Raw genomic sequence first — 12166 nt, 5'->3', positions numbered from 1 at the left:
TAATGGATAAAATATATTTAGATAATGCCGCAACCACACCGCTTGCAGAAGAAGTTATAGATGCAATGGTTGGCACTATGAAGATGAATTTCGGAAACCCGTCTTCAACACACAGCTTTGGCCAGGAAGCAAAAATCCTTATTGAAAATGTGAGAAGACAGGTTGCAGACTATCTTCATGTAAGTCCTGCAGAAATCATTTTCACTTCCTGTGGAACAGAATCCAACAATATGATCATCAAATCCTCGGTAGAACACCTTGGTGTAGAAAGAATCATAAGCTCTCCTCTGGAACATAAATGTGTTTCCGAAAGTATTTTGGATATGAAAAGCAGAAAAGGAGTAGAAGTAAACTACATCCGCCCTAATGAAAAAGGAGATATTGACCTGAATAAATTAGAAGAGCTGTTAAAAGCTTCAGATAAAAAAACATTGGTAAGCTTAATGCATGCCAATAATGAAATCGGAAATATCGTTGATATTAAAAAAATTGCAGCAATATGCAAAGCGAATAATGCTCTTTACCATTCCGATACGGTGAAGACAATGGCTCATATGAAATTTGATTTTTCAGATATCCTTGTAGACTTTGCTTCTTGCAGTGCTCATAAATTCCATGGTCCAAAAGGGGTAGGCTTTGCTTTTATTAGAAAAGCTACTGGCTTGAAAGGAATTATTACAGGTGGACCTCAGGAAAGAAGCCTGAGAGCCGGAACTGAAAATGTTGCTGGTATCGTAGGGTTAGGTAAGGCTTTAGAGCTTTGCATCAACAATATGGAGGCGTATGCTGGTCATATCAGAGAAATTAAAGAATACGCTATCGAAAAATTATCTGCAGAGGTTCCCAATATTAAATTCAATGGAAGAAGTGGAGAAATGGATAATAGTGTTGACAGTGTTTTAAGTGCATTGCTTCCCTACAAAAATCCGTTGATCGGACTTCAGCTGGATATGAAAGGAATTGCAATTTCTCAAGGAAGTGCATGTTCTTCCGGTGCATCTAAACCTTCAATGGTCATGATGATGGTGCTTTCTGAAGATGAAATGGATCACTGTACACCATTACGTATTTCTTTCAGTCATATGACTACAAAGGCAGAAATTGACGCATTGGCGAAGGCTCTAAAGGAAATTTCAAGCGATTACACTATAGAAAAAACTAATGTTGAGCATAGATAGTCTTATGCTCTAAAAATCGTAATTTTGAACATCCAATAGAGGATAAAAAAGAAAAATAATATTAATTAAAATAAAAGAAACAAAATGGCTTTAGAAATTACAGACAGCTCATTTCAGGATATGGTTTTAAAATCAGATAAACCAGTATTAGTAGACTTCTGGGCAGTATGGTGTGGACCTTGCAGAACTTTAGGACCAATCATCGAAGAAGTAGCATCAGATTTTGAAGGAAAAGCAGTAGTTGGGAAAGTAGATGTAGACAACAACCAGGAGATTTCTATGCAGTATGGTATCAGAAATATTCCTACAGTTCTTATTTTTAAGAACGGAGAAGTAGTAGACAAATTAGTAGGTGTGGCTCCAAAAGAGGTAATCGCTGAAAAATTAAGCGCTCACTTATAAAAAATAAAGTTTGATAATGAATGCCTTCCATGATTGGGAGGCATTTTTTTTGAAAATAATTTGCAGGTACCGAAAAAAGGTGTAATTTTGCAACCACGAAAAAGAAAGGAAGTTCTTTACAAATTAGATCCGGTAGTTCAGTTGGTTAGAATGCCGCCCTGTCACGGCGGAGGTCGCGGGTTCGAGTCCCGTCCGGATCGCAAAAGTTTTCAATTTACTTTTAAAAAAAAATTAGATCCGGTAGTTCAGCTGGTTAGAATGCCGCCCTGTCACGGCGGAGGTCGCGGGTTCGAGTCCCGTCCGGATCGCAGAAGTTTTGTCAATTTCTTTTAAAAAAAATTGATCCGGTAGTTCAGCTGGTTAGAATGCCGCCCTGTCACGGCGGAGGTCGCGGGTTCGAGTCCCGTCCGGATCGCAGAAGTTTTGTCAATTTCTTTTAAAAAAAATTGATCCGGTAGTTCAGCTGGTTAGAATGCCGCCCTGTCACGGCGGAGGTCGCGGGTTCGAGTCCCGTCCGGATCGCAAAAGTTTTCAATTTACTTTTAAAAAAAATTAGATCCGGTAGTTCAGCTGGTTAGAATGCCGCCCTGTCACGGCGGAGGTCGCGGGTTCGAGTCCCGTCCGGATCGCAAAAAGTCTTCTAGAAATAGAAGACTTTTTTTTGTTTATAGGATTCTTGATAAAAGACGACAGACTTTAGATTCACCTGATTATTACAATACTGAATATTTTTGCAGTCTATCATCTGTTCAACATAAAAAATGGCCGGAAGAAATTCCGGCCATCATTGGTATTAAGCAGTGTTTTTATAATTACTTTTTAATAATTTTTACAATCGTTTCAGAGTTGTTAATTCTTACCAGATAAGCTCCGGTCAACAATGAAGCGACATCTGTCTGCTTATTGATAAATTTACCTTCTTTCATAAGCTGTCCGGACATATTATAAATCTGATAATAGTAGTCCTTATCGTCTTTTGCTTCAATATATAGGATATCTTTTACAGGATTAGGATAAAGAACCAGTTTATCATCTTTTACTTTTTCCTCGATAGCTACTTTACTGAAAGCAGTTCTGGCTTGAATTCCTGTATTGGGTGTTACAGGAATCCCTGGAAGTGGACCTCTAGGAATCCCGTTATCTTCTTGTTTTACACATCTGCAGCTTAGAGATGCAAAAGGATCTATATCGGTATTTTTTACATTATTTCTACTATAAATATCAAAATACATATAAGTAGATCTTCCTGTCATTTCACCATTTAGATTCGCATACCATACTCCTCCTGATGCACCAACAGCGGTACTTAGGGCAGCGGCATACATTACACTTCTGCTTCCTCTACTAACGGCTTTTGGATAATTTCCGATGTTATACAAGCTGTTAGTAAATGAATAACCGACTGTTTTCCCCCAAAAACTTGGTGCAGTTACACTGTAGATCGGGGTTCCATAATAACCAGCTTCTGTTCCATCAATAGTTCTAAGGGCTTCAGGATTACTTTTAAGACTCCATGGAGACGTTTTTGTCGTTCCTTTACCAAGAACTTCCGGGATTCTCCACCCATTAGGACAAGGGTCAAATACTGATTTTTTACCACCGATGCCCCATCTTTCGTCATATAAACTATGGTATTGAGTATCAAACAACCAGTCTGAAGCAAGAGTATAATGAGGGGTATTATCACCGCGATACGGATATGCAGTAGCGGGCATCATTAGCTTTAATGGATTGGCAACAGAATATCCAAGAATTTTTTCTATTCTTACATCTATTTTATCAGTTGCAGTAATGCTGCTTTTATAGGTATTATAATTCACGATATTACTTGAATTATAATTCGCTTCTGTAAAGGCTGAATAGGTTACAACCCCGTTATTATTGGTTCCTAAGAATACATTGTATTTAGAACCGTTTATATTATTGAATATAGGTAGAGGATCTTTTCTTCCCCATTGATAATGTAATCCCTGCGAACTGTTGAGCTGGCTTACCTGTGCTGGTACAGTTGGGTTATATGGACTTGGCATGGCCTCAGCAGCTCCTAAGTTCCTATCCATGATGGTTGTTTTCATGATGGTTCCATATGGAGTATAGTTTACATAATTATCAGTTGTGATAGGCGTATCATTTACGTGAGTAAAAGAATTGACAGAATTATTGGTTACCCAAATATGCCAGCTCCAATATACAGGATTACTGATAGAACCATTATGTAAGGTAACTACAGCATTTCCAGACTGATTGGCATTCACCTTCACGTTGATATTAGCATCTTTAGAAGCTGTATTATCTAGTGTTAATTGTGTTACCAAAGCAGGGTTGTCTGTCCAAAGTATATTCGCTTTTAAATCATTAAAGCTTGTCGTATTCAGAATCTGAGTATTCCCTAAATAATTACTTTGTACAGAAAAAGCTTTACTTACAGGTACTGAAATTACCTGATCAGCAGTAGATTTTGTAACCATATAAGTATTAGGGTTATCTAATCCTGTTTTATAGGTTTCAGTTTCAGTAAAGAAAGTCGTTTCAAAATTATAGTTATTTTTTACAAACAACGGGTCTTTGATACATCTGCATGCATTGGCATTATTGGTCGAATAATCATCAGAAGGTTTATAACTGTACAAACCATACACATTAGGATAATTAGCAGCATCTGGTCGATAGTTATTGAGGATCTGATCCGCAGCCGGAATTAATCTTAATGCACTGGCTACTGATGAATAATCTCCAAAAGTAGTCATCGTTGCAGTCCATAGATAGGTTTCAAGCTGGTCTGTAAAAGTTGCTTTAGTGTGATATCTGCCATCTGTAGCAGCTCCTCTTCCTATCCATCCTGTTCCAGGGAAGATACCGATATTGTTGCCTCCTACATTTGTCATATCAAAACCAGACTGAGGGTATATTTTTATACCGGCCAGATAAGGTTTTAAATTAGATAATCCCGGTGGAATATTAGATTGAACACCGTTCAAAGCTGACAATGGACTATTTACTTTAGCTCCGAAAGGACTAAAATCCATTCTTACATTTTTTGTTGATGAGGCCACCAATACGGAAGGCAATCTCCATCCGTTAGGACAAGGGTCATAAGAAGATTTATTTCTATAAGGCTGTGGAACTGAAATATCAGCTGCCTGCACTCCCTGGGAGTTATCTGACCATAAGTTAACTTTACTCAACTCATTGGTTTGTAATCCCGGTACCTGTCCAAACCAGTTGTAATAGTAAGGAAGACCACTCGCATTACCATATATAGAAGGTGTAGTGGTATTATCATCATTTACATAAATTAAACTTAATGGATTTTTAACTGATGCTCTGATATTATTGGTGATGTTAGCCGCTGATTTATTCACAAACAGCCTTAGCTCATTAAAATTCTTATAGTCATTAAAAGGACTGTTGGCAAATCTTAATCTCGGTATTGCATCATCATAAATTACCTTTCCTATGCTTCCGGTTACCTGATAAAAACTGGCATCAGTATAAGTTAATGATGGAAACGGATCTTTTCTTCCCCATTGGTATAAAAGTCCTCCGTTTTTGTGCCAGCCATTTCCATTAAGGGTACTTCCGATGGCACCAAGGTTTCTGTCCATCCATCCCCATTCAGAATTAGGAATAGTTTCTACAGTTCCGTCACTCAATTGTCTCTTTACGTCATCATAGCTTTTGTAGGTAGAGCCATTTGTTGGGTCATCTGTTACCCAAACATGCCATGACCAGAAAACTTCTCCATTTACTTTATAGGCAATTACGGCATTTCCTTTTTTAACCTTGTTTACAGGAACTTTTATTTTTGCATTTTCACCTGAACCTATAATATCCAAAGTATAACTTTCTTTAGACTTTATCAATCCCATGTTATCTTCCCACAATACATCAGCTGTAATGGTTCCGGAAGGCACGTCGATCCCTTTTATATAATTCCCGTTGTGCCACATTTCATAGGCTTTTTTTACAGGAATGTAAAGTCCGTCTACGTTATTGCCATCATTATCCTTACCTGTGAAAATATAACTGTTAGGAGCTTTGGTCCAGTCTGCTATTGTATTATCAGGCAGTGCTCCGGCATTAATTATAAAACAGGTGCTTGAACAATCTGGTGAATCAAATGCTGTTGAATTTCCAAAAATACCTACGTATTTTATGAATTTTTTAATCTCAGCTTCTACTTCCGGAAGTGGTCTCATCGGTCCGTTCCAGTCAGCGCGTACTTTTCTGTTTCTGATGGCTCCAATACCATATAAAGAAGCTTTAGGAGTATTGCTCAGAAAGAAATTTTCAGATCCGGGACCTCTCTGTTTATCATATAAAGGAGGGTAACCGAAATCATTCACTGTATTATAATTGCTTAATGCATTGACGGTGATATACTGTCCGGTAGATTTGTATACCCTGAAACCTGTTATTTTGCTTACAACAATAACGACAGGCTCTTGATCCGAAATAATGTCGGTCAGTTTCTCGTTGATGTAATTGTAAAGGTTGTAATACCTGTTAACTAAAGCATTAGGGTTTGTAAAATCCAAATATCCTCTACCCCAGGGTTCTCCGCCCTCCTCAGGAGGTAAAAACCAGTTACTGAAGTTAATAAAGAAGCCCGAACTTGAAAACTTACCTGCAAATACATAAACAGGATCATGATAAGAAAACTCAAAAGGGCTTGTATCACTGCCCTGGTAGATAAATTTCTGTGAGCTGGCAATCGTACCGAGATTATTAGGATTTTCAATGTTGATGACAGGTGCATTGGGATTTGTGTTATCTAATGTACCGTTTGCATTGACTGATAAAACAATATCATCCAGTTTCTTCGTCAAATGCTGTGACTTTACCCTGTCTTTTACGCCGGAAACACTTCCGTTAGGATTAAACAATACAGTACCATTCTTTTTCGGGGTGAATAGTATTGTATATTCATTTTCATCCAGTTCACAGGCACTTGCTGAATAATCTCCAAACTTATAATGACTTACCGCTTTATTCCATGTTATACCGGTGAAATTATTGGTTTCAGAACTTAGCTCAACTTTTAAATTATAGGTACCGCTGCTCGCAGAGGCAGGTAATTCAAAAGAGGCATTAAGATTTTCATTATACACATTATTGGCATATAATGTTTTGCACCATGCACTGATCCATTCTCCCAGAGCATTCTGATATTTTACTGAAACCAAAACATCACTCGTGGTAACAGGTTTGTTGAGCTGGCCACTCATAACAACCGCTCCTTTTTGATTGACGTTTTGTGAAATTACAATCAGAGGATCCAGATCAAAATTATAGGTCGTTACAGGAATGTAACTCCCCAAAATAATGGGGGCATTGCGAAAATGCCAATCCGTATCGCCTCGTGGAGAAGCATAAACGGATGCCGCTGAGCATAATACAGCCCAGATTGATAAGAAAGTTTTTTTTCTCATGCGCATGTTTTTTTAGGTTATTATTCGATTCTATTTAATGAATAGCTTGTATTCACATTTTACAGTTGAAGTGTCCCAATCATAGAAATGGGAAGAAATACAATACAGCAGATATACTTTTGTAAAATAGCAACTACACAGAAATCAGGATGTTACTTCTTGTGGGAGATCTCCAGAACTGAACATCCATTACGATTGCTCTTTTTTTCGTTGATGAAATCGAAGTTACAAGATGAAAATTTGAATCATCATTGTAGGCTGTCACTAGAATGTAACTTTCCAATTAAGTATGTCTATTGTAAGGATACCAGTTCGTGTTGTTCTATGAAGAAGGATTGGCTGATGTAATAGAAAATAGTACAGCCCAGATTGGGAATAAAGGTCTTTTTTTTCATGTTTGTGTTTTTAGGTATTAGTTTTTATAAAAATAATTGATAATCAACTTTTGCAATTATACCAACTTACAATCAGGACAATTATGAAGAAATATCATAAAATAAATATTATATTAATAAGAATTTTCTATTGATTTTTTTACGCTTTTTGCAATGTTTCTTATCAAATATAGGTGTAAAGTTGTATTAATTGGTTAATAACCATTATGTTTGCAAATATACGATATTAAAAAAAACACACAATGAGTCAAAAAAATATGACTAACCCAAACTCGATAGAGAGTGAGGAGATATGTCCTGCAAAAAAACTTTTGAAAGTACTTTCAGGTAAGCTAAGACTAGAAATATTTAGTCTGGCAGCTAAATCAACTTTACGTTTCAGTACGCTGTTACGAGAAATAGAAGGAGCCAATAAGCAATCATTATCCACTGCATTGAAAGAATTGGAGGAAATGGATTTACTGGAAAGGGTTGTCATCAAACAGAAACCTTTACACATAGAATATTATCTTACCCAAAAAGGAAAATCATTGATTCCTATTTTCCAGCAATTGGAGAGACTGGTATAAAAAATTTAAGAGATTTTCTCATAAAATAGAGATAGTAAAATAAAAAAACCGGTTCTCAACAGAACCGGCTTACTATTTATTTGCATGAAGAGTTTAAAGGATTATTAAGATAATCTTTCTGCTGAGGCGGCTGTACAAAGTAAGGCGTTCCATAGGTGTTTCCTGAGTGGAAAAAATCTGTGGAAATAACCTGTGCACCGCTGCTGAATGCTGCTTTTGCTCTTGTGAAATCATTGGTTTTAGCCTCATACGTTTCAATATCTGATCTTGTTCTGACCATAAAACCTTGTTTCACGAGATCCTGTATCTCTTTCTGCCTTACGATGGCATTATCCCGCAATATAAATCCGGCGAAAGAATCATCGGGCTCGCTGTTCAGGAACATTACTCTTTCTTTTAATGAGCCCTCTATCAGATAAGGATTGTTTTTAGAAGACAACGTTCCGGCACTGCCGGGAAGCAGCATAAAAATAAATTTCCCTTTACTGTCATTCAGTTTGGGCCAGTTATTATGTGTTACAGCTTCTTTCAGTGTTTTGTAATTCCCCTGAACTTCTTTTGGGGTGATAATCTTATCTTTTCCAAGGTATTTTACAATCTCTCCATCCAGATCATCATACGCTTTTTTATCAAAAGGCAATACTTTCGTACTGTTTTCAAGAATCGGGAAACCTGAATCTTTTGCTTCGATCATCATAAAAACCGGAGTATGTCCGGGATGTTGATCAGACCATGTTTTAAGAGCTGTAAGCGCATCTTTTAAAGTAGGATAATGAGTTCTGAAATCGATATCTGCCATATGCAGCACTTTGAAACCTGGCTGATCCAGTCCTTTCGTATTAAAGGGAGCAAGATCAGTTACTCCTTTTGCTTTTAGTACCTCGTAGGTTGCCGGATGAGTGAACCTGCCGCCTTCCGGATCATAATAAACATCTATTTCCAGTCCTCGGAGATTGGCATTGAGCTGTTCTGTAAAGTCGGGATGATTGTAGTTCAGGCCTTCCTTCAGATCCATTCCGTATGGATGGTATTCTTTGAACTTAGCTTTTTGTTCTTCAGACATCATGCTGCTGTATTTCTGCATCATTCCGTTGATGATCGGGGTCACCAGATCCAGTACTTTGGGGTCTACCGGCTGGGCATATGAATTATGAGTTCCTACAATCTGCAGTTGATTGATTCTTACATTCTGGCATTTATCCTGTGCCTGTACCAGTGCTGTCATACACAATGCAGCTCCATATATATACTTTTTCATATGAATAAAAACGTTTGATTAAAAATTGAAGTTGAACCCCAGCTGTCCGCGTATTCCTGAGTAAGAAATGTTTTCTACACGATCTTTTGTTCCCATATAATAGCGGTTGGGCTCATTAAGAATATTGTTAAGCTCTATAAACAGACGGACTTTCTTTGTAATGCTGTAAGAAGTAGAAAGATCCATGGTAAAGTTTTTATCAAAATACTGATAATGATCTGCCCCTGCTGCCGCTCTTATTTCACTTACATACTTTCCTTTATAATTCCCTGCAAGGCGTACCATCAATTTGCTGGTTTCATAAAAAAGAATCGTATTGAAAATATGTTTTGCCTGATTGGGAATTGTGGTAGTCATTGTTCCTGTCTGTTTGCCGTTTTCGTACACCGGCATATCCATTTTAGAGGAGATGTAGGTATAGTTTCCTTCAAAACCTATGTTTTTCAAAAATCCGGGAAGATTTTCAAAACGTTTGGAGATTCCGAATTCAAAACCGAAGAGCTTAGCACCTTCCAGATTTTTTGGGGCTGTAAACGTATACGTTCTCCCTGCAAGATCTACCACCGATTGATCTTTGTAAATAAGATTCGTAATATCTTTATAGAATACTCCGGCTGTTATCAGATCCAGTTTTCCGAAGTAGTTCTCAAACATAAGGTCAAAATTGTTTGAAAATGTAGGATCAAGTTTGGTATTTCCCTGAGTAATGGTATTGGTGATATCATTCACAATGGTTCCGGGATTAAGGTCGTTGAAATCCGGTCTTGCAAAAGAGCGGGTATAAGCAAGTCTCAGGATACGGTCACTGCTGATATTCCATTTCATATTGAACATCGGAAGCACTACATTGTAGGTTTTTGTATCCTTAATATCTTCGGTTTTATTATCCTTATCAGAGACTACTTTTTTGCCCCAGAAAGTAACGTCATTATATTCATTTCTGAAACCTCCCAATATCTGAAGCTGGTCTGAAATTTTCCATGTTCCCATTAGGTAAGTGGCCCATACGTTTTCAGTACCTCTATAGGAACTTGTAATATTAGAATTGCTGTCTTTACTGCTTACCTGCATCAGCCCTAAACTATTTTGTGTACCTGGATTGTACATCTGGTCGATCTGAGCGTTGGTAATCTGATCGATGATCACAGCATTATAAGGATTGCCCAAAGGATTCATGAAACCTCCTTTGTATGGAAAACCTTCACGCTCAAGCTGGCTTAGATAGGTTACCGGAGATCCTGGAATTCCCAATGATGATTTAGGCATCCAAACCAATATCGAGCTGTCAACTATTTTATTCTTGTTGTTGTATTTTGTTCCGAATTTAATCTCAAAATTATCCGCTGCTTTGTATTTGATATCAATCTGTCCTCTAAGATCGGTTTCACTGTTATGATTCTGGCTTAGGATAATCTGATTCAATTTGAGTTTATCTGCCGCTATTGCCTGCTGATTATACGGAAGGATATATCTTCCGGTATCACCAGTACCGTCCGGAGCATCCATTGCCATATATTTTCTTCCGTCAGCAGATAAATTTCCATAGGTCATAGGCTGTACGAAATTAATGATAGGATAGCCTCTTTGATCCTTTTCAAGATTATCCGGAGAATTGAACTTAAACTCAGAACGTGCTTTGGATAAAGACCAATCTACCTGCATACGCTGTCCTACCTGGTGGTTACCACCCAGCTGTATAGAATACAGATCTGTAAGATAATCTGCATGACGGGCTTGCAGCATGACATTTTTACTGTCAAAATTAAAATAGGTTTCCCTTACCGACTGACCGTCTTTATATTGGCTGTATAACGCTTTTGCATATAGCTTATTCCTGCTGTCTATCTCATAATCCAATCCCAAATTGAATCCCAGCGTTCTCCGGTTCGCGAGATAATCACGAAGCTGAAGTTGATTGATCGAATAAGAAGCTGTTTTATCTTTCAGTCCATAGTTGTAAATATTCCTCATCTGATCAATAGCGGTGGAGCGCTCCCAGATCACTGCTGAGGTAATGAATTTCAGCTTATCAGTAATTTTATTTCCGTAGACAATAGACGTGTTGTAACTGGGGGATTTTGACATATTGACGTATCCTGTAGCCATACTTACAGCCAAAGTCTCCTTATTGGGGGAGGTTTTCGTGATAAAATCCACATTTCCTCCAATGGCATCACCATCAAGATCCGGAGTCAGGGCTTTTGACAAACGGACATTCTGAATAAGTTCTGAAGGAAAGATATCCATCTGAACTCCACGGTTGGCATTATCACCACTAGCACTCGGCATTCTGTTACCGTTCAGGGTAGAAGAGGTCCATTGTATAGGGGTTCCCCTTACGGCTACAAAACGTCCTTCACCCATATCTCTTTCAATAGATACACCCTGCATACGCTGTACGGCATCAGCAGCATTACGGTCCGGCAGTTTTCCGATGGCATCAGCAGAAAGTACTTCCGTGATTGTATTGGAGTTTTTCTTCATGGTAATCGCCCTAGCCTGTGATGCTTTATACATACTGGTAACGACTACCTCCTGAAGGCTGTTTTCTTTAAACTTAGCTCCAAATTTAATTAATCCAAGATCTACCTCCTTTTTATCCGTAATCGTAAAAGGAATATAAACATTATCATATCCTTTGTATTCTACAACAAGCTTATAACTTCCGTCATAAACATTATTAAGAACAAAAGAACCATCGGTATCGGAAGTTACCTTCTGTCCGCTGTTTTCAATATAAACCAGGGCATTGGGAAGATTTCCCTGACTGTCCACTACAGTTCCGTGTATGGTGGTTTGAGCAAAGGCCAGAGGCCCAAGAAGAAAAAATGCTGCTTTTGTTAAAAAAAGTCTTTCTCGTGACATCCTTATAAAGTTTGGTGCAAAGATGTCAGCTCCTTCAAAAGTTTTGGTTCATTTAAATTTTATACAA

General features: G+C 37.9%; 6 protein-coding genes and 5 tRNA genes. 8 read left to right on the top strand and 3 right to left on the bottom strand.

Features of this window, described 5'->3' with window-relative positions; translation table 11 throughout:
• Positions 1 to 2: 2 nt before the first annotated feature.
• The 7 genes from LF886_RS18685 to LF886_RS18655 all read left to right on the top strand — a co-directional run bounded on the left by LF886_RS18685 (position 3) and on the right by LF886_RS18655 (position 2209).
• On the top strand, positions 3 to 1178 hold the full coding sequence (locus tag LF886_RS18685; RefSeq protein ID WP_124530533.1) for a cysteine desulfurase family protein: 1176 nt from the start codon (positions 3 to 5) through the stop codon (positions 1176 to 1178).
• Between the two features lie 84 nt (positions 1179 to 1262).
• Entirely contained in the window at positions 1263 to 1580 is a 318-nt protein-coding gene (gene trxA, locus LF886_RS18680; protein ID WP_103231720.1) for a thioredoxin, read from the top strand.
• Positions 1581 to 1706: 126 nt separating this feature from the next.
• Positions 1707 to 1780: transfer RNA gene (locus LF886_RS18675), tRNA-Asp, on the top strand.
• Between the two features lie 34 nt (positions 1781 to 1814).
• A tRNA-Asp gene (locus LF886_RS18670) sits at positions 1815 to 1888 on the top strand.
• A 33-nt stretch (positions 1889 to 1921) separates the two neighbouring features.
• Positions 1922 to 1995 (top strand) — tRNA-Asp (locus LF886_RS18665).
• A gap of 33 nt (positions 1996 to 2028) precedes the next feature.
• Positions 2029 to 2102 (top strand) — tRNA-Asp (locus tag LF886_RS18660).
• Positions 2103 to 2135: 33 nt separating this feature from the next.
• A tRNA-Asp gene (locus tag LF886_RS18655) sits at positions 2136 to 2209 on the top strand.
• 183 nt (positions 2210 to 2392) lie between these two features.
• Here LF886_RS18655 and LF886_RS18650 read toward each other — a convergent pair.
• Positions 2393 to 7012 carry a T9SS type A sorting domain-containing protein gene (locus LF886_RS18650; protein ID WP_236851089.1) on the bottom strand — a complete coding sequence of 1540 codons (4620 nt, stop codon included), beginning with the start codon at positions 7010 to 7012 and terminating at the stop codon, positions 2393 to 2395.
• A gap of 637 nt (positions 7013 to 7649) precedes the next feature.
• Here LF886_RS18650 and LF886_RS18645 point away from each other — a divergent pair.
• Positions 7650 to 7976, top strand: a complete 327-nt coding sequence (locus LF886_RS18645; RefSeq protein ID WP_236851088.1) for a winged helix-turn-helix transcriptional regulator — start codon at positions 7650 to 7652, stop codon at positions 7974 to 7976.
• A 76-nt stretch (positions 7977 to 8052) separates the two neighbouring features.
• Here LF886_RS18645 and LF886_RS18640 read toward each other — a convergent pair whose 3' ends face one another.
• Both LF886_RS18640 and LF886_RS18635 read right to left on the bottom strand, forming a co-directional pair.
• Positions 8053 to 9234, bottom strand: coding sequence for a phosphatidylinositol-specific phospholipase C domain-containing protein (locus LF886_RS18640; RefSeq protein ID WP_236851087.1), 1182 nt, complete (start codon positions 9232 to 9234; stop codon positions 8053 to 8055).
• A gap of 18 nt (positions 9235 to 9252) precedes the next feature.
• On the bottom strand, positions 9253 to 12099 hold the full coding sequence (locus tag LF886_RS18635) for a TonB-dependent receptor (protein ID WP_236851086.1): 2847 nt from the start codon (positions 12097 to 12099) through the stop codon (positions 9253 to 9255).
• Between the last annotated feature and the right edge of the window lie 67 nt (positions 12100 to 12166).

The organism is Chryseobacterium sp. MEBOG07 (assembly GCF_021869745.1).
GTDB lineage: Bacteria > Bacteroidota > Bacteroidia > Flavobacteriales > Weeksellaceae > Chryseobacterium > Chryseobacterium viscerum.
Note: the sequence above shows the minus strand (reverse complement) of the source record. Positions and strands in the feature narration are given on the sequence as shown.